Source organism: Bradyrhizobium genomosp. III, assembly GCF_000261705.1.
Lineage (GTDB): Bacteria > Pseudomonadota > Alphaproteobacteria > Rhizobiales > Xanthobacteraceae > Bradyrhizobium > Bradyrhizobium ottawaense.
In genome coordinates this window covers 25967-43916 of record NZ_AJQF01000353.1, presented here as the reverse complement: position 1 = coordinate 43916, position 17950 = coordinate 25967, and the positions used below count along the sequence as shown (strand labels likewise).

The window sequence follows — 17950 nt, the reverse complement described above, 5'->3', positions numbered from 1 at the left end:
CAGCCGCGCCGAGAGGTCGTTGGCGGCGATCCGCTCGAGGCCGTTGCGGATCAGGCGGGTCGGGCGCAGCGCGCGCGCCAGCGCGGCGTAGACCAGCAAGCACAGCAGCGGCAGCGCGATCGCAAGCGCAATCATCAGGCGGCCGGCCTCGTGCCAGGCCTCCGCCGTCTGCACGGCCGGATCGACCGAGACCACGGTCTCGCCGAGCTTGGCGCCGCGCACGATCACGGGCCGTGCCGCTTCGCGGCCGGGGTCGAACAGGCTGCGATAGAAGGCCGCGAAGACCTGCGGCGACGGGCTCTCCGGGGCAGGCGCACCGCTGCAGAACCGCTGCAGCATCTCGCCGCTCGGTCCACGGAATGCCAGACACAGGCCGGGCGTCATCACATAGGCGGCGACGGGATCGAGGTTCGGAAAGTCGCGCGGGCCGGCCACCCACTGGATCTTGCCCTGCTGCAGCTCCAGCGACTTCGCCACGATCGCGGCGATGCCGTCGATGCGCGTGTGCACCGCGCGGTCGGCCGCGATCAGGAAATAGGCGGAGATTGCGGCGAAGCAGGCGGCCGTTATGGCGGCCACGCGCAACGTCAGACGGACCTTGAGATCGAATCTCGGGCGGTTCCACATCGGGCAGCACCTAGCGCGAACAGGTTTGTCGCCGCCGCATTAAACGGCAGAACGCCAGCCGCGCAAAGCGCTACGCGTTACCGCAGTGCAACGACGTGAAATTTTCCCGGCGCTCGCCGGGACGGGCCCCGTTGCAGGGTGTAGGGCTGCTGCCGAGATTTGCCGATCGCTCCATCTGCGAGGCTCCGCTCATGTACCTCTCCCGGTTGATCCTCCCTGCTTTTCTCCTTGCTGTCCTCGTGGGTGTCCGGCCTGCCGGCGCGGGCACCGAGGCGGCCGCCGCGGCACCGGCCGGCGTGTCGATCGAGGATTTCCAGTATCTGGATACGTCCGGCGAGCCGGTCGACCAGACCGCCGTCCACGAGAAGCGGCTGGGCGCGTTCATGGTCGCGCTGCGACGGGATGTCGGGGCGGACAAGCGCTATCAGCTCACGCCCGCCGGGCAAGCCGATGCAAAATTCAAGGTCGTCGGCGGCGTCCAGAAGACGAGCACGCTGGTGCAATGGGCGCGGGTCGCCGTGATCGATACCGCGGCCAAGAAGGTCCTGTTCGAGAAGCTCTACACGTTCCGCGGCGACAACGACGAAGCCTGGGACCGTGCCGAGGCGTTCCTCGCCCGCGAGGTCATCGCGGCGCTCGGCACGCCCGCGCCGGTCGCGCTCGCCGTGTTCGATTTCGAGCTCGAGGACATGACGGCCGCATCTGGGAGCACCTTGGCCGGTTCAGACGCATCGTACCTCGCCGAGACCACCGGCGGCGTGCGTGACGTGCTCGGCCAGTCCGGCCGCTACCGCATCGTCGAAATCGGCAGCGCGAGCGGCGAGGCGGTGAAGGCGCGCGCGTTACGCGACTGCGGCGGCTGCGAGGCGGCGATTGCGAAAGAGCTCGGCGCGGATCAATCGCTGATCGGCGTGGTGCGGCGGGTCAGCCGCACCGAATACACGCTCGGCTTCCAGCTGCGTGATGCCCGCACCGGCGCGGTGCTGGCGCGCGGCGACAGCGGCCTGCGCCTCGGCGCGGACTATTCGTGGAAACGGGGCGCCGTGCGGCTGGTCAGCGACCGGCTGATCGAGGGCCAGCAGGCCGCCGACGCAATTAGAAAGTAAGCTGCACCTTCATCGACTGTGAGCGGTCGCTGGCAAGCTCGAAGGCGGCGACCGCGTTCTCGAACGGCATGGTGGCCGTGATCAGCGGCTTCACGTCGATCAGGCCTTCGCCCATCAGCCGCACCGCCAGCTCGAACTCGGGATCGAAGCGGAAGGTGCCGCGGAGCTGCAATTCCTTGGCGACGATGGAATTGATCGGCAGCGTCATCTCGCCGCCGAGACCGAGCTGCACCAGCGTCGCACCCGGGCGGAGCACGTCGAGCGCAGTGCGCAGCGCCGCCTGATTGCCGGAGGCTTCGAACAGCGTGTCGAACACGCCCTTGCCGGCGCGCCAGGGATCGAGCGCCGTGGCATCGGCCGCGACATTGATGGCATGCGTCGCGCCGAGTTTTCTCGCGACCGCGAGCGGCGCCTCGGCCACATCGGTCACCACGATCTCGGACGCGCCGCCGAAGCGCGAGACCAAAATCATCAGCGCGCCGATCGGGCCGCAGCCCGTGATCAGCACGCGCTTGCCGAGCAGGGGGCCGGCCTGCTTGCCGGCATGCAGGCACACCGCGAGCGGTTCGGCGACCGCAGCTTCCGCCAACGAGAGCTTGTCGGCGATCGGCACCGCTTGCGTGGCATCGACCGTGATGAACTCGCGAAAGCCGCCTTGCACGTGAGGAAAGCGCATCGCGCTGCCGAGGAAGCGCATGTCGAGGCATTGGTTGCGCATGCCTTCCTGGCAATGCAGGCATTGGCCGCACGGTCTGCTCGGATTGACGGCAACGCGCGTGCCTGTTTTCACGCTGGTGACGCCGTCACCGACGGCCGCGACCACGCCGGCGATCTCGTGCCCTAGCGCCATCGGCTGCTGGATGCGGACGACGCCGAAGCCGCCGTGATGGTAATAGTGCAGGTCAGAGCCGCAGATGCCGCCATTGGCGATCTTGACGCGGACTTCGCCCGGGCCGGGCGCCGGATCGGGATAGTTGTCGATCCGCAGATCTTTCGGGGCGTGGATGACGACGGCGCGCATGGCTTGCTCCTGGTTCGCGGATCACATCGCGGCGATCATGCCGCCATCGACATAGATGATCTGGCCGTTGACGTAGGTCGAGGCGTCCGACGCCAGGAAGATCGCCGCGCCGACCAGCTCGTCCGGCTTGCCCCAGCGCTTGGAGGGGATGCGGCCCATCAGCCAGTTGTTGAAATCGGTGTTGTTGACCAGCGCCTCGTTCATGTCGGTCAGCATGTAGCCGGGGCCGATCGCATTGGCCGTGATGCCGTGCTGGGCCCACTCCACCGCCATCGAGCGGGTGAGATTCTTGATGCCGCCCTTGGCCGCGGTGTAGGGCGCGATGGTGGGGCGGGCGAGCTCGCTGGGGGGGGAGCCGATATTGATGATCTTGCCGTGCTTGCGCGGGATCATGCGCTTGGCCGCCTCGCGGCCGATCACGAAGGCGCTGGTCAGGTTGGTCTCGATCACCTTGCGCCATTCGTCGGTGGTGAACTCCACCAGCGGCTTGCGGTGCTGGATGCCGGCATTGTTGACGACGATGTCGACCGCGATGTTCTTCTTGTCGAAGTCGTTGAACGCCGCGACGATGGCGGGCTCGTCGGTGACGTTGAAGGCTGCGCCTTCGGCCTGATGCCCGGCGGCGCGAAACTCGGCGACGGCCTGCTCGACTCGCTTGGGATCGACGCCGTTGACGATGATCTTCGCGCCGGCCTTTGCCATGCCCTCGGCGATGGCGCGGCCGAGGCCGCGGGAGGAGCCGGTCACGAGCGCGGTGCGGCCGGAAAGATCGAAAAGAGAGGTGCTCATGTCAGAAAGTCCTTAGGCGTTGGAGCGACGCACGGTGAGATCGGAGCGGTCGAATACGGCGGGCAGGAGGTCGACGCCGAGACCGGGGCCTTCCATCGGATAGACAAAACCGTCCTTGATCACGGGCATCGTGGTGACGAGCTCATTGTACCAGCCTTTGTAGAAGGCGCGCACCGATTCCTGGATCAGCGTGTTGGGCTGGCTGAACGACATGTGGATGGCGGCGATGAAGCCGATCGGGCCGATGCAATCGTGCGGCGCGAAGGGCCGGTGATAGGTCTCGGCCATCGCCGCGATCTTGCGGCCCTCGGTGAGGCCACCGGTCCAGCACAGATCCGCCATCACCACATGCATGGCGTCGCGGTCGAGCATGTCCTTGTAGGGAAAGCGCGAGCCCAGCGTCTCGCTGGCGCAGACCCAGACGTCGGTCGAGCGGGCGTATTCGGCCAGCGCCTGCGGCGAGTTCATGCGGATCGGGTCTTCGTACCAGGTCGGCTTGTACGGCTCGAGCGCGCGCGCGATCTGCTTGGCGGTCGGCAGGTTCCACAGCGAGTGGAGCTCGACCATGATCTCCATCTTGTCGCCGACCGCTTTGCGGATCTTCTCGAACGGCTCGATCGCCTGCTTCATCTGGGCTGCCGTGATGTAGAGACCCTTGTTCTCCTGCGCCGCCGGATCGAACGGCCAGATCTTCATCGCGGAGATGCCGCTCTCCAAAAGGCTTTCGGCCAGCGCATCGGCGCGGTTCATGAAGCCGTCGAGATCTTCATAGGGGCCCTTGGCGGCGCCGAGATTCCAGTTCGAGACCGGGCTGATGTTGGTCGAGCGGACATATTGCGTGCCGGCGCAGGTGTTGTAGATGCGCTGCTTGTCGCGGCAGAGGCCGCCGAGCATCTGGTGCACCGGTTGATTGCAGACCTTGCCGAACAGGTCCCACAGCGCGATGTCGATAGCGGAGGCCGCGCGATACTCGACGCCGGTGGAGGACTGCGCCATCGGCAGGTTCAGCATGTCGCGGTGGATCGCTTCGATGTGCAGGGGATTGCGGCCGAGCAGGCGGCCCGCAAAGGTATCGTGAATCTGCGCCTCGACCGCGCCCGCGCCATAGAAGGTCTCGCCGAGCCCGATCACGCCGGTGTCGGTGTGGATTCGCACCCAGATGACGTTGGAGAATTCCTCGGTGCGCAGGGTCTCGATCGACGTGATCTTCACTGCAACAGTCCTCCCATGATAAGGCGCCTCGCGCCCGTCTTGTTGTTCGTGTCTGTGCCGGTCAAAACCGGCGATCTCGGCGGGCAGTCATACGCCCGCTTGTAATATATCACAACATGTTTTAAGGATGTCACAAATATGCCGCCGCTCGATCGCGCGAGCAGGGTGGCAGGGGAGGACAACATGGCACGGCGCAAGCGCGCGCTCGAAGTGGTGAGAAGCGACGAGGACGGCGAGGGCAGGCCCTCCCGGCGCAACCGTCTCAACTTCTTCGAGCTGGCCTATCAGAGGATCGAGGAGCTCCTCGTTCATTGCGAGCTCAAGCCCGGTCAGTTCATGACCATGCTGGAATTGCAGCAGATCACCGGCTTCGGGCGCACGCCGGTGCACCACGCCGTCAATCGTCTCTCCGCCGATACGCTCATCATCATCCGTCCGCGCCACGGACTGCACATTGCGCCGATCGATCTTGCGCGCGAACGCATGCTGCTGGCCTTGCGCCGCGACATGGAGCGTTTCGTGATCCGCCTTGCGGCCGATCGCGCCAGCCTCTCGCATCGCAATCAGGCGCTGCACATCGAACGTCTCCTGCGCGAGCGCCGCGCCAGCCTCACCCTCGACGAATTCAACCACATCGACCGCCGCATCGACGCGCTGGTGCTGGAAGCCGCCGGCGAGCCGTTCCTGGTGCACACGCTGCGGCCGCTGCACACGCTGTACCGGCGCATCGGCTACATCCACCACCGCTTCATGCCGGGGCAGGCCGATCTGTCGGGCACGATCGATCGTCATCTCGCCATTCTCGCCGCGGTGGCCAGCCGGCGCGTCGACGACGCTGTGAAGGCGAGCGATGGGCTGATCGACTACATGGGCGAGATATTCACGGGCATGGAAGCGGGGATCGACCCGCGCCTGCTCGATTGCAGCATCGAGCCGCTGCTCGGCACGTAGCGAGTTTTGAAAAGAGGACCAAGCATGACAACGATGGTGATGCCACAACCGACCGCGAACGAAGCCGCGGTCCGCTACCTCATCACGAACTACAGCCCCAAGGGCAACAAGGTCGGCTGGCTGATGATGGCCTCGATCCTGGTCGAGGCCTGGGACCTCTATTCGATCGCCTTCGTGCTGATCTTCATCAAGGAGCAGTACAATCCCACGGCGCTGATGCTGGGCCTTGCCGCGGCGGGCACGCAGGGCGGGGCCCTGATCGGCGCGCTGCTGGGCGGCTGGCTGTCCGACAAGATCGGCCGCCGCGTCATGTTCCTGGTGACGATGGTGATGTTCATCGTGCTGGCGCTGGCGCAGGCCTTCGTGCCTGACGTCACCTGGCTCATCGTGATCCGCTTCCTGCTTGGCATCCCGCTCGGCTCGGACATCTCGACCGGCTACACCTACATCATGGAATCCATGGCCAAGGGCGAGCGCGAGGTCATGGGCAACCGCTGGCAGTTCATGTTCGCCGTCGGCGAGGTCCTCACCATCGGCGTCATCGTGATCTTCCTCTTGATCGACATGCAGCACGAGATGCTGTGGCGCGTGACGCTCGGCCTCGGCGCGGTGCCGGCGCTGATCATCCTCCTGATGCGCCACGACGTGCCGGAGACGGCGGTGTGGCTGGTGCAGAAGGGGCGCTATCGCGAGGCCAAGCGGGTCGCGCGCGAGATGTTCAACGACAATCTCGACATGCTACCGGATCAGGATGTGGTTGTTCCGAAGACCAGCACGCGTGCGTTCCTCGCCGACCTCAAGAAGGATCCGATCCGCTGGCGCGCCACGGTCTACGGCTGGATCGCCTGTTTCACCCAGGCGAGCGAGTTCTCGACCTTCGCGTTCTATTTGCCGGTGCTGTTCGTGATGGTCGGCGTGTCGAGCGTGCTCGGCATCAACCTGGTGACGATGGCGCTGTTCTCCTTCGCCGCACTGTCCGGCTGGGTCGGGCCGCTGCTGACGCCGAAGATCGGCCACCGCGGCATCGCGATCGCCGGCTTCTCGATCGTGCTGGCCTCGCTGCTGGTCGCGGCCTTCGCGCTCTACACCGACAACAAGATCCTGCTGCCGTTCGCGGCCGCCGCGATGCTGTGGGGCCATTATTGGGACGCGTCGAACTGCATGACGATCCCGACCATGGTCGCCAAGCCGAAATATCGCGGCACCGCCAGCGGCTTCGCCTACATGTTCGTGAAGCTGCCGTCGTTCCTGGCGATCTTCCTGTTCCCGACGGTGTTCGCCGCGATCGGGCAGGCGAACGCCACGCTGATGGTCGCGATCTTCCCGCTGATCGGATTGCTCGCCGCGATCTTCATCCTGCCGGAAGTCTACGGCTACGAGAACGACTGACGAGGCGCCACCCGGTCGCGGCGTCGCCGCCGCGATCGGGACTGATTCCGGGACGCTGCGGCCGGCGACTACGGGCTCAGGAAGACCGGATCGATTCCCATCCCATGGCCGAGCAGGCCGAGCGCCTGAAGCTGGGCGGAGTGAAGGTCGACCTCCACGATGATGAAGATGGTGAACAACGCCACTGCGGAGACGACCAGCAGCGGATGGGCCGTCTCCGCGCTGCTCTCGCCCGCTGCAGTGAGGCTCCGAATCGCACGACGCAGAAAGGAGCTCTGCGGCAATGCCTTCGATTGGATCTGCATGATGAACCTTCCTTGCCGCGTCATATCCGTCTGACTTGCGCGACAATGGAATTCTAGGCGCAGCGTCGCCGCCGGCATTGACGCACCGCAAATGGCTTGCACTTGATTTCGAAGGCCGCGGCCTGCCTTACCTGATTGCGGCCGCCAGCGCCGCGATCAAAGCGGGGGGCGTCACCAGCAGGCCGAGCTTGAGGAAGGGCCAGGCGCCGACCTCGATCTTCTCCCGCCTGAGCGCGACCAGCCAGAGGATGGTGGCGAGCGAGCCCGTCACTGACAGATTGGGGCCGAGGTCGACGCCGATCAGGATGGCGCTGACGACAGGCGCGGGCAGATGGTCGCTGGCGGCGACCGAGCCGGCGACGAGGCCGACCGGCAGGTTGTTGGCGATATTGTCGGCTAGCGCGGTGGCAATGCCGACGCTCCAGGCCGCCTTCGGTACCGATTGCGCCACCGCCTGGTGCAACAGCGCGCTGAGCTGCGCGATCACGCCGGTCTTGATCAGCGCCTCCACCATGACGAAGAGCCCGCCCACGAGCGGCAGCACGCTCCAGGACACGCCGCGCAGCACGGGCAATGGCGATTGCCGGCTGAGCAGCAGCACGATCGCGGCCGTCACGCCGCCGCAGATGAACGTCGGCAGCCCCAGTTGCTTGTCCAGCGCAGACGCCGTGACCAGCACGGCGCCGATCGCGACGATGCCGATCGCCGTCAGCTTGCCGCCGCGGCCGAGTTTTGGATGCGGCACGCGGCGCGCAATCGTCTCCTCCTTCAGGGCCCGGTGCTGGGTCAGGCGCAGCACGATGTAGGTCAGCAGGATCGACGCCGCCGAGGGCAGGGCGAACATACGCAGCCATTCGGTGAGCTCGGGCATGCGCGCGCCGAACACGACGAGATTGGCGGGATTGGAGATCGGTAGCACGAAGCTCGCGGCATTGGCGATGAAGGCACAGACGAAGAGATAGGGCAGTGGCTTGGCGCCGGCCGCGCGCGTCGCGGCATAGACGGCGGGCGTCAGCACGATCGCGGTGGCATCGTTGGAGAGCAGCACCGTGACGAGCGTGCCGACGAGATAGATCAGCAGGAACAGCCGCTGCGGCGAGCCGGCCGCGTATTCGACCGCGAGCGCGGCGAGGTAGTCGAACAGGCCCTCGAGGCGCGCGAGCTCGGCGATCAGCATCATGCCGATCAGGAAGAGATAGACGTCGAGGCCTTTTTCGATGCCGGCAAGCGCGTCCTGCCACGGCAGCAGGCCTGATAGCACCAGGGCGCTCGCGCCGATCACCGCCCAGACCGCCTCGGGCAGGCGAAAGGGGCGGATGATGACGCCTGCTGTCGCGACGACGATGATGCTCCAGGCCCAGATGGCGTCAGACGGCACGGTCGGCAAGTTGATCTCCGGAAAACCGCTCCTGACTACCGTGCCCCGGATCGATCCGCCAGCCTCAAATCTCGGCTCGCGTCACCTTGCCACCGACAGCTTCTCCGTGATCGCCTTGCGCAGGATGCGCGACAGCGATTCCACCGAATATGGCTTCTGGATCAATTCGAAACCGCGATGGGCGTTTTCTGCGAGCACGTTGCTGTAGCCGGAGGTGAGCACCACGGGCAGGCCCGGATAGCGCTCGCGGATGATGCCGGCGAGCTCGACGCCATTCATGCCGGGCATGATGACGTCGGAGAAGACGAGGTCGACGGCGAATTCGTTCTCGCCGAGGATCGCCAGCGCGGCGTTGGCGTTGGCGACGCGGCGAACGACGTAGCCGAGATCTTCCAGAAGCTCGGTGGAGAAGCGGCCGACTTCGTCGTCGTCCTCGACCACGAGCACGCGATAGCCGCGCCCGGTGGCCGCGGCCTCATGGGTCAGTGCCGCGGCTTCCTTGTCGGTCGCGGGGCTTTGTGCCTGCGGCAGATAGATGGTGAAGGTCGCGCCTTTGCCCTGGGTGCTCGTCACCGCGACATCGCCCTCGGACTGCTTGGCGAAACCAAAAGCCTGGCTGAGGCCGAGGCCGGTGCCCTTGCCGACCTCCTTGGTGGTGAAGAACGGCTCGAAGATCGAGTCGAGATGTTCCGGCGCGATGCCGCTGCCGGTGTCGCTGACGGAGATGGCGACGTAGTCGCCGCCGCGCGCCGATTGCGCGCGCAGGCTGGGAATCCCGGAGACCTTGCGCACGGCGATGATCAGGCGACCTTCGCCGTTCATGGCATCTCGGGCGTTGATGGCGAGGTTGATCAGAGCGGCCTCGAACTGGGCGATGTCGGCGACGGTAAAGCAGTCGGCATCGTGAATCTCCACCGCGATGTCGATACGGCCGCCGACCAGCGGTCGGACCAGCTGCGCGACGCCCTCGACCTGGCTGCCGACGTTGAAGATCTGCGGCTTCAGCGGCTGCCGGCGCGCGAACGCCAGAAGCTGGGCGGTCAATTTGGAGGCGCGCTCGACGGTCTCGGAGATGGCATCGACATAGCGGCGGCGGCGCTCTTCCGGCAGCTCGCGGCGGCGCAGGAAGTCGGTGGCCGAGCGGATGATGGTGAGGAGATTGTTGAAGTCGTGGGCGACGCCGCCGGTGAGCTGGCCGATCGCCTCCATCTTCTGCGACTGCCGCAGGGCTTCCTCGCCGCGCCGGCGTTCGGTGATGTCGACGGCTTCAGGGACGGCGCCGGTGATGTTGCCGTGGCGGTCGAGCACGGGGCGCATGCCGAAGTCGAAATCGCGCTCGCCGATGGGAAGGCGCAGCCGCATCTCCAGCCGCACGGCTTCGCCCTTGAGCACGGTGTGGAAGGCCTCGCGCACCAGCGCGCTCATGCCCTCCGTCGCGCTGAACCAGGGCGTCTCCCACAACGGCTTTCCGATCACATCCGACGAGCTCGCCCCGATGCCATCGAGTGCGGTGTTGTTGGCGTAAAGCAGCTCGCCCCTGAGATTGACCAGGCCTTGATACTGGTTGCTGGTCTCCAGGATCGCGCGCAGCCGCGCCTCGTTGGATTCGAGCTGGGCCGTGCGCTCGGCGATGCGCTCTTCCAGCGTCTCGTTGAGCTGCCGCAGCTCGATCTCGGCCTGCTTGGCGACGGTGATGTCGTGGGCGACGCCGATGAAGCCGATGTGCTTGCCGGTCGGGTCCCAGCGCGGCTGCGATTCCGAGCGCAGCCAGCGCCATTCGCCGCTGGCGTTCTTGTAACGCGCTTCCAGCACGAAGGGCTTGAGCGACGCTTCACCCTGGACCGATTGCTGCAGCACGTGCGGCAGGTCGTCGGGGTGCAGCACCTTGCGCCAGTCGAAGTCGATGGCCTCATCGTAGGGCAGGCCGACGAAATCGACATAGGCCTGGTTGGCGAAGGAGCGCTTGCGATCGAGCTTGGTCACCCAGATCGGCACCGGCGCGCTGTCGGCGATCAGCCGGAAGCGCTCCTCGCTCTCCCGCAGGGTCTCGCGCGCGAGCATCTGGTCGGTGATGTCGATATGGGCGCCGACGAGCCGGATGGCGCGGCCGTCCTTGTCGCGCTCGATCTTGGCGACGACCCGGATCCAGCGGGTCTCACCGTCATTGGGACGGACGATGCGGTATTCGGCGGTGTAGTCTTCGCTCGTACCAGCGAGTGCATCGACGAAGTGCTTGACGGTGGCGTCGCGGTCCTCGGGATGGATGCGATTGACCCAGTCCTCGTGCGACTCCTCCGCCGCCTCCGGCGGCAGGCCGTGGATCATGAGGTATTCGGGCGAGCGGCGGTTCTTGAAGCCTTCGCGAAAATCGACCTCGACGCCGCCGACCTTGCCGATGCGCTGGATGCGCGCCAGCTCGGCCTCGCGCTCCTGGAGCGCGCGATAGGCGTTGTCGCGCTCGCGCGCGACGTCTTCGAGGTGTTGACGCAGCCTTTCGGCGGCGATGGTCTCGGGCAAGGGATCGTTCAAGGCATCGGCCGTTGTCATGCGGGAGCGCACGTGCCGGACCGATATTCACACAGACGGAGCGTGATGGCCATTGTTTAGAGGAATTAGGCTGGGAAAGGCGCCATTAAACGGATGGCGGTGCGCATGAACGAACGCCGGGTCTGGCAATTTGTTCCGGAGACTGGAACGATCGGCCGGCGGACGCGTCTTCGCGAGGCGTCGCGAATGTCTTTGATAAGGCTCCCGTTTCGAAGAGGATAAATCTTGAAGCTCTTTGTCTGCCAGGCCTGCGGCAACGTTCTCTATTTCGAGAACCGTGCCTGCGAACGCTGCGGCCATCGGGTCGCCTTCCTGCCGGAGAAGGAGACGATGTCGGCGATCGAGCCCGACGGAGAGGCCTGGCGGATCCTGGCCGACAAGGGCGAAAGCCGGATGCTGTGCCGGAATGCCGAGTACGATGCCTGCAACTGGCTGACGGATACGGGCGAGGGCAACGGCTATTGCCGTGCATGCCGCCACAACGGCATCGTGCCGGATTTGTCCGACCCCCGCCAGCTTGCCGGCTGGCGCGAGCTGGAGGTGGCGAAACACCGTCTGTTCTATTCCCTGATCCGCTGGAAGCTGCCGCTCCAGGCCCGGCAAGACGATCCCGAGCATGGTCTGATCTTCAATTTCCTCGCCGACGATCCGAACAGCGCAGAGAGGGTCATGACCGGCCACGACAATGGCCTGATCACGATCGCGCTCACCGAGACCGACGACATCGAGCGCGAGCGCCGCAGGCTCGAGATGGGAGAACCCTATCGTACGCTGCTCGGGCATTTCCGCCACGAAGTCGGGCACTATTTCTGGGACGTGCTGGTGCAGGGCGGCGGCAAGCTCGAGGAATGCCGCGCGGTATTCGGTGACGATTCCACCGATTACGGCCAGGCCCTGCGGCGTCACTATGCCGAAGGCGCGCCGCCGGACTGGCAGCAGAACTATGTCTCGGCCTATGCCACGATGCACCCCTGGGAAGATTTCGCCGAGACCTGGGCGCATTATCTTCACATCGTCGACACCCTGGAGATGGCCGCCGAGTTCGGCATGGAGGTGCGTCCCAAGGTCGACCGCGACGGGGAGTTGACGGCGCGTATCCGCTTCAACCCCTATGAGGCGAGGGACGTCGAGGCGCTGGTCAACGCATGGCTGCCCTTCACCTTCGCCATGAACAGCGTCAACCGCGCCATGGGCCTGCGTGACCTCTATCCCTTCATCCTGTCGCCCGCCGTGGTCGGCAAGCTGGGCTTTGTTCATGGCCTGCTCCGGGACGTCGCCAGGTCCGCGTCGAGGCCCGGCAAGCCGTAGGTCGTCCGACGGCTCGTCGGTCCGGTTTCGGTCTTGCGCTGGTACGCCAGATGGCCCGGATTTAGACCGTTGCCTCCGGCCGATTTTGATGTACCACGGGAGCCACACGGCCCGTCCCTTAGGCCCCAACGGCCAGGGAAGGGTCCCGCCCAAGGTCGAGACTCAAGAAAAGCATGTTCAAACGCATTCTGATCGCCAATCGCGGCGAAATCGCCTGCCGGGTCATCAAGACTGCCCGCAAGATGGGAATCGAGACGGTTGCCGTCTATTCCGAGGCCGACCGCGACGCCCTCCATGTCGAGATGGCCGACGAGGCCGTGCTGATCGGCCCGCCGGCGGCAGCCGAGAGCTATCTGGTGATCGAGAAGATCGTCGAGGCCTGCCGCAAGACGGGCGCCGAGGCCGTGCATCCCGGTTACGGCTTCCTGTCCGAGCGCGAGGCGTTTCCGCGCGCGCTGGAGGCAGCAGGCATCGTCTTCATCGGCCCGAACCCGGGCGCGATCGCGGCGATGGGCGACAAGATCGAGTCGAAGAAGGCGGCCGCCAAGGCCAAGGTCTCGACCGTGCCCGGCTATCTCGGCGTCATCGAGGACGACAAGCACGCGGTCAGGATCGCCGACGAGATCGGCTATCCCGTGATGATCAAGGCGTCCGCCGGCGGCGGCGGCAAGGGCATGCGCATCGCGCATTCGACCTCCGAGGTTGCGGAAGGTTTCAACCTCGCCAAGGCCGAGGCCAAGGCCTCGTTCGGCGACGATCGCGTCTTCGTCGAAAAGTTCATCGTCGATCCCCGCCACATCGAGATCCAGGTGCTGGGCGACAAGCACGGCAATGTCGTCTATCTCGGCGAGCGGGAGTGCTCGATCCAGCGCCGCAACCAGAAGGTCATCGAGGAGGCGCCGTCGCCGCTGCTCGACGAGGCCACGCGCCGCAAGATGGGCGAGCAGGCCGTCGCGCTGGCCAAGGCCGTGAATTACGACTCCGCCGGCACCGTCGAGTTCGTCGCGGGGCAGGACAAGAGCTTCTACTTCCTGGAGATGAACACGCGCCTCCAGGTCGAGCATCCCGTCACCGAGCTCGTCACCGGCATCGACCTCGTCGAGCAGATGATCCGCGTTGCCGCCGGCGAGAAGCTCGCCATCGCGCAGAAGGACGTCACGCTGACGGGCTGGGCGGTGGAATCGCGCCTCTACGCCGAAGACCCGTTCCGCAACTTCCTGCCCTCGATCGGGCGGCTCGTGAAGTATCGTCCGCCGGCGGAAGCCAGCAAGGACGGCATCACCATCCGCAACGATACCGGCGTCCAGGAGGGCGGCGAGATCTCGATCCATTACGATCCGATGATCGCCAAGCTCGTCACCCATGCGCCCTCGCGTGCGGCCGCGATCGAGGCGCAGGCGACCGCGCTCGACTCGTTCTATGTCGACGGCATCAGGCACAACATCCCGTTCCTGTCCGCGCTGATGCATCATCCGCGCTGGCGCGAGGGGCGGCTCTCGACCGGCTTCATCGCCGAGGAATTCCCCAAGGGCTTTGCGGTGCGCGTGCCCGATGGCGAGGTTGCCCGGCGGATCGCCGCGGTCGGCGCCGCCATCGATCACGTGTTAGGGGAGCGCAAGCGCCAGATCTCGGGGCAGATGGGCGGCCGCGTCGTGCAGCGCGAGCGGCGCCGCGCGGTCTGGCTCGACCGCCAGGAGATCCAGCTCGAGGTCGGACGCGAAGGCGAGGCGATCGCGGTGCGCTTCATCGACGCCGAGGGCAAGGCCGGCAATTCGCATCTGCTGGCCTCGCCGTGGAAGCCGGGCGATCCGGTCTGGCAGGGCACCATCGACGGCCACTTCGTCGCGGTGCAGGCGCGGCCGATCCCGAACGGCATCCGCCTCGCGCATCAGGGCGTCGAGGTCCCCGTCTATGTCTGGACCGAGACGGAAGCGACCTCGGCGCGGCTGATGCCGGTGACGACGGCCTCCGACACCGGCAAGAAGCTGCTGTGCCCGATGCCCGGGCTCATCGTCTCGATCGCGGTGACCGAAGGGCAGGAAGTCAAGGCCGGCGAGACGCTCGCGGTGGTCGAAGCCATGAAGATGCAGAACGTGCTGCGCGCCGAGCAGGACGGCACCGTGAAGAAGGTCCACGCCAGCGCCGGTGCGACGCTGGCGGTGGACGCGCTGATCCTGGAGTTTGCGTAAGGCGCTCCGGAGTACGACAGTCGACCCTCACCCTGAGAGCCGCGCTTGCGCGGCGTCTCGAAGGGCGAGGCCACAGCCGGGCCTGCATCCTTCGAGACGCGCGCAAGAGCGCGCTCCTCAGGATGCGGAATTGAGAGTGAGGCACCCATGGCCTTTCGTTCCCGCCGCGAGAAACTGCGCCTCATCCTGTCGGGCTCGGCCTGCATCCATCCCGGCTCGGTCTATGACGCGATCTCGATCCGCATCGCCGAGGACCTCGGCTTTCCGCTCGGCATGTTCGGCGGTTCGGTCGCCTCGCTCGCGGTGCTCGGCGATCCTGACGTCACGCTGATCACGCTCACCGAGCTTGCCGAGCAGATGCGGCGGATGTCGCGCGCAGCTGGCCTGCCGGTGCTGGTCGATGCCGATCACGGCTATGGCAATGCGCTCAATGTCCGCCGCACGGTGCAGGAGCTGGAGACCGCTGGCGCCGCCGGCCTCACCATCGAGGATACGCTGCTGCCGGCCGCCTTCGGCGAGGCGAAGACGCAGCTGATCTCGCTCGAGGAAGGCGTCGGCAAGATGAAGGCGGCGCTCGATGGCCGCAGCGATGCCTCGCTGGTCATCATGGGCCGCACGGGAGCAGCCTCGATCACCTCGATCGAGGACGCGATCCGCCGTGCGCAGGCCTATGAGGCGACCGGGGTCGATGCGCTGTTCTTCACCGGCATCAAGTCGCGCGCGGAGCTCGAGGCCGTCGCAGCCGCCACGCGCCTGCCCATCGTGCTTGGCGGTGCGCCGGAGGAGCTGAGCTCGCTCGACTATCTCGCCAGTCAGCGCGTGCGTATCGCGCTTCAGGGCCACGCGCCGATCGCGGCTGCGACGCAAGCCGTGTATGAAACGCAGAAGGCACTGCGCGAAGGCACGGCGCCGAAGGCGCTGAGAGGTCTGGCATCATCGGACCTGACCACCCGCGTCATGCGCGAGGCCGACGTCAAGGCGCGCGGCGCCGACTTTCTCGGGCTGAAAAAATGAGCCGGGCGATCCTCCAGGTGATGATCCGCGGTCGCGTCCAGGGCGTCGGCTACCGGGCCTGGGTCGAGTACCAGGCAACTGCGAGCGGCCTCGAAGGCTGGGTCCGCAACCGCCGCGACGGCTGCGTCGAAGCGCTGTTCGCGGGCGCACCGAAGCATGTCGCCGACATGGTCGCGCTGTGCCGCCACGGCCCGCCATCCTCGCGCGTGGATAGCGTGACGAGCGAGACCGCGAGCGCGGATGAGCTGAACCTGCGCAGGGCAGGGGAAGCGTTCTCGGTGTTGCCGACGGTGTAGGTGCTGTCTGTGCGCCGGCCGCATGGAAAGGTAAATGCCGAGCGGCTAAGTTGGTCTCGTAGGGTGGGCAGAGGCGCTCTTGCGCCGTGCCCACCACGACTTTCGCGATCGTCGTGAGATGGTGGGCACGCTTCGCTTTGCCCACCCTACGAAGTGTTCACCTCTCGAGAACCTCACCGCGGCAGCTTGGCGATCGCTTCGCTCAGCTCGTGGATTTCGTACGGCTTGCGCAGGATCGGGAAATCGCCGCGCACGCCGGCGGCGACGTCGCTGTAGCCGGTGGCGAGCAGGATCGGCAGGCCAGGACGGATCTGACGGAGGCGATGGGCGAGGCTGAGCCCGTCCATCTTGCCGGGCATGACGATGTCCGAGAACACGAAGTCGACGCCGCTATTCTCGATCTCGCGCAAGGCGGCTTCGGCATCGGCGACCCGGCGGACGTGGTAGCCCAGCTGCTCCAGAAGACCGATGCTGACGAGCGCAACGTCGGGATTGTCCTCGACCAGCAGCACCGTGCCGCTGCCTTGGAAGGATGGTCCTTCAGCCGCTTCTCGCAACGGCGTGTCTTCTCCGCGCGGCAGCAGGATGGTGAACGTCGTGCCCTTGCCGAGCGCGCTTGCGACCTTGACGGTGCCGCCGGCCTGATGGGCGAAGCCGTGCACCTGGGAAAGGCCGAGGCCGGTGCCCTTTCCGATCGGCTTGGTGGTGAAGAACGGCTCGAAGATCTTGTCGAGAACGTCGGAGGGAATGCCGAGCCCGGTATCGGTGACGTCGATTGCGACGAAGTCGCCGGCAAGCGGCGCCTCGTCCAGCACGACATTGTGCGCGCCGATCGTCACCGTGCCGCCGTCGGGCATCGCGTCGCGGGCATTGATGACGAGGTTGAGCAGCGCGGTCTCGAGCTCGGAGGCGTCGGTCTTGACCGGCCAGACGTCGGGGCCGATGTCGAAGGCCAGGCGTACGGAACTGCCGACGCCGGCATCGAGCACCTCGCGGATCGCCGCGATGCGTTCGGCGAAATCGATCGCCTGCGGATTGACGCTCTGCCGCCGCGCGAAGGTGAGGAGCTGGTTGGTCAGCGCCGCGCCGCGCTTGGTGGCGGTCTCGATCGCCGAGATCGCGCGCTGAACCTTGGCCGCGTCGTCGGGGCCCCGCTTCAGCATGTGCAGGCTGCCACTGATGATCATCAGGAGATTGTTGAAGTCGTGCGCGACCCCGCCGGTGAGCTGCCCCAGCGCATCGAACTTCTGGGACTCGGCGAGCTGCTTCTGCATCGCCTCGAGCTTGAGCTGCGTATTGCGGCGTTCTGTGATGTCGCGCGTGATCTTGGCGAAACCGACCAGCTCGCCGTCCTCGTAGATCGGGTCGATCACGACGCTTGCCCAGAAGAAGGTGCCGTCCTTGCGGACGCGCCAGCCTTCCTCCTCATAGCGGCCCTTTTCCCGCGCGATGCCGAGCGCGCGGGCCGGCCTGCCGTTGGCACGGTCAGTCTCGGTGTAGAAGCGGGAGAAATGCTGGCCGAGGATCTCCCCGGGCGAATAGCCTTTGATGCGCTCGCCGCCGATATTCCAGCTGGTGATGATCCCTCTGGGATCGAGCATGTAGAGGGCGTAGTCCGCAACTCCCTCAACCAACAGCCGGAAACTGCGCTCGCTCTCGAACAAGTCTCGCTGTTGACTGAACTTTCCGATCATTCCGGGACCCTGCCTCGACGGGAGCAAACGCCACAGGAGGCGGATGGTTCCCTGAAGTTGGGACATTTTTAGGCAGATATCCGGCACCCGTATACGGGATGAAGCCCGCTTGACAAGGGGACAT

14 protein-coding genes and 1 pseudogene are annotated in these 17950 nt (G+C 66.0%); 7 read left to right on the top strand and 8 right to left on the bottom strand.

The genetic code is table 11. From position 1 onward, the window contains the following. A pseudogene (locus IC66_RS0128860) lies at positions 1 to 627 on the bottom strand (histidine kinase); the annotation flags it as partial. 191 nt (positions 628 to 818) lie between these two features. Between IC66_RS0128860 and IC66_RS0128855 the strand changes: the two are divergent. Further along, on the top strand, positions 819 to 1733 hold the full coding sequence (locus IC66_RS0128855) for a DUF3280 domain-containing protein (RefSeq protein ID WP_049806663.1): 915 nt from the start codon (positions 819 to 821) through the stop codon (positions 1731 to 1733). Here IC66_RS0128855 and IC66_RS0128850 read toward each other — a convergent pair. The 3 genes from IC66_RS0128850 to IC66_RS0128840 are packed head-to-tail and all read right to left on the bottom strand — an operon-like array spanning position 1723 to position 4755. After that, positions 1723 to 2754: an L-idonate 5-dehydrogenase gene (locus IC66_RS0128850; protein WP_038949991.1), complete on the bottom strand. Its 1032-nt coding sequence runs from the start codon at positions 2752 to 2754 to the stop codon at positions 1723 to 1725. The genes IC66_RS0128855 and IC66_RS0128850 overlap by 11 nt on opposite strands. Before the next feature lie 21 nt (positions 2755 to 2775). Next, a complete protein-coding gene (locus tag IC66_RS0128845; protein WP_038949990.1) occupies positions 2776 to 3543 on the bottom strand; it encodes an SDR family oxidoreductase in 768 nt (255 codons plus the stop codon). A 12-nt stretch (positions 3544 to 3555) separates the two neighbouring features. Further along, positions 3556 to 4755, bottom strand: a complete 1200-nt coding sequence (locus tag IC66_RS0128840) for a mandelate racemase/muconate lactonizing enzyme family protein (protein ID WP_028140914.1) — start codon at positions 4753 to 4755, stop codon at positions 3556 to 3558. 183 nt (positions 4756 to 4938) lie between these two features. Here IC66_RS0128840 and IC66_RS0128835 point away from each other — a divergent pair, with 183 nt between their 5' ends. Together IC66_RS0128835 and IC66_RS0128830 are read left to right on the top strand one after the other, a co-directional pair. Next, positions 4939 to 5706 (top strand): GntR family transcriptional regulator, encoded by a 768-nt coding sequence (locus IC66_RS0128835; RefSeq protein ID WP_028140913.1) that lies wholly within the window; start codon positions 4939 to 4941, stop codon positions 5704 to 5706. A 24-nt stretch (positions 5707 to 5730) separates the two neighbouring features. Beyond that, complete coding sequence (locus IC66_RS0128830) at positions 5731 to 7095, top strand: MFS transporter (RefSeq protein ID WP_028140912.1); 1365 nt, start codon at positions 5731 to 5733, stop codon at positions 7093 to 7095. A 68-nt stretch (positions 7096 to 7163) separates the two neighbouring features. Here the strand turns inward: IC66_RS0128830 and IC66_RS0128825 are convergent, their stop codons facing one another. From IC66_RS0128825 to IC66_RS0128815, 3 genes are all read right to left on the bottom strand, one after another. Then, entirely contained in the window at positions 7164 to 7400 is a 237-nt protein-coding gene (locus tag IC66_RS0128825; RefSeq protein ID WP_038949989.1) for a hypothetical protein, read from the bottom strand. 127 nt (positions 7401 to 7527) lie between these two features. Beyond that, positions 7528 to 8778 carry an arsenic transporter gene (locus IC66_RS0128820; RefSeq protein WP_028140910.1) on the bottom strand — a complete coding sequence of 417 codons (1251 nt, stop codon included), beginning with the start codon at positions 8776 to 8778 and terminating at the stop codon, positions 7528 to 7530. An 81-nt stretch (positions 8779 to 8859) separates the two neighbouring features. Continuing rightward, positions 8860 to 11337, bottom strand: a complete 2478-nt coding sequence (locus IC66_RS0128815; RefSeq protein ID WP_028140909.1) for a hybrid sensor histidine kinase/response regulator — start codon at positions 11335 to 11337, stop codon at positions 8860 to 8862. A gap of 213 nt (positions 11338 to 11550) precedes the next feature. Here IC66_RS0128815 and IC66_RS0128810 point away from each other — a divergent pair, with 213 nt between their 5' ends. From IC66_RS0128810 to IC66_RS0128795, 4 genes are all read left to right on the top strand, one after another. Continuing rightward, entirely contained in the window at positions 11551 to 12633 is a 1083-nt protein-coding gene (locus tag IC66_RS0128810; RefSeq protein ID WP_028140908.1) for a zinc-binding metallopeptidase family protein, read from the top strand. A 173-nt stretch (positions 12634 to 12806) separates the two neighbouring features. After that, entirely contained in the window at positions 12807 to 14822 is a 2016-nt protein-coding gene (locus IC66_RS0128805; RefSeq protein WP_038949987.1) for an acetyl-CoA carboxylase biotin carboxylase subunit, read from the top strand. 147 nt (positions 14823 to 14969) lie between these two features. Next, the gene (locus IC66_RS0128800) at positions 14970 to 15836 is read left to right on the top strand and encodes an isocitrate lyase/PEP mutase family protein (protein WP_038949986.1); all 867 of its coding nucleotides are present in this window, start codon (positions 14970 to 14972) and stop codon (positions 15834 to 15836) included. After that, positions 15833 to 16132 (top strand): acylphosphatase, encoded by a 300-nt coding sequence (locus tag IC66_RS0128795; protein ID WP_018320639.1) that lies wholly within the window; start codon positions 15833 to 15835, stop codon positions 16130 to 16132. Before IC66_RS0128800 ends, IC66_RS0128795 begins: the two co-directional genes overlap by 4 nt. A 173-nt stretch (positions 16133 to 16305) precedes the next feature. Here the strand turns inward: IC66_RS0128795 and IC66_RS0128790 are convergent, their stop codons facing one another. Then, positions 16306 to 17826 (bottom strand): PAS domain-containing sensor histidine kinase, encoded by a 1521-nt coding sequence (locus IC66_RS0128790; RefSeq protein ID WP_028140585.1) that lies wholly within the window; start codon positions 17824 to 17826, stop codon positions 16306 to 16308. Between the last annotated feature and the right edge of the window lie 124 nt (positions 17827 to 17950).

Coding starts and splice junctions, on each gene's coding strand:
- IC66_RS0128830 (WP_028140912.1), top strand. CDS start 5,731: ATGACAACGATGGTGATGCCACAACCGACCGCGAACGAAGCCGCGGTC.
- IC66_RS0128805 (WP_038949987.1), top strand. CDS start 12,807: ATGTTCAAACGCATTCTGATCGCCAATCGCGGCGAAATCGCCTGCCGG.
- IC66_RS0128845 (WP_038949990.1), bottom strand. CDS start 3,543: ATGAGCACCTCTCTTTTCGATCTTTCCGGCCGCACCGCGCTCGTGACC.
- IC66_RS0128850 (WP_038949991.1), bottom strand. CDS start 2,754: ATGCGCGCCGTCGTCATCCACGCCCCGAAAGATCTGCGGATCGACAAC.
- IC66_RS0128855 (WP_049806663.1), top strand. CDS start 819: ATGTACCTCTCCCGGTTGATCCTCCCTGCTTTTCTCCTTGCTGTCCTC.
- IC66_RS0128835 (WP_028140913.1), top strand. CDS start 4,939: ATGGCACGGCGCAAGCGCGCGCTCGAAGTGGTGAGAAGCGACGAGGAC.
- IC66_RS0128800 (WP_038949986.1), top strand. CDS start 14,970: ATGGCCTTTCGTTCCCGCCGCGAGAAACTGCGCCTCATCCTGTCGGGC.
- IC66_RS0128790 (WP_028140585.1), bottom strand. CDS start 17,826: ATGATCGGAAAGTTCAGTCAACAGCGAGACTTGTTCGAGAGCGAGCGC.
- IC66_RS0128795 (WP_018320639.1), top strand. CDS start 15,833: ATGAGCCGGGCGATCCTCCAGGTGATGATCCGCGGTCGCGTCCAGGGC.
- IC66_RS0128825 (WP_038949989.1), bottom strand. CDS start 7,400: ATGCAGATCCAATCGAAGGCATTGCCGCAGAGCTCCTTTCTGCGTCGT.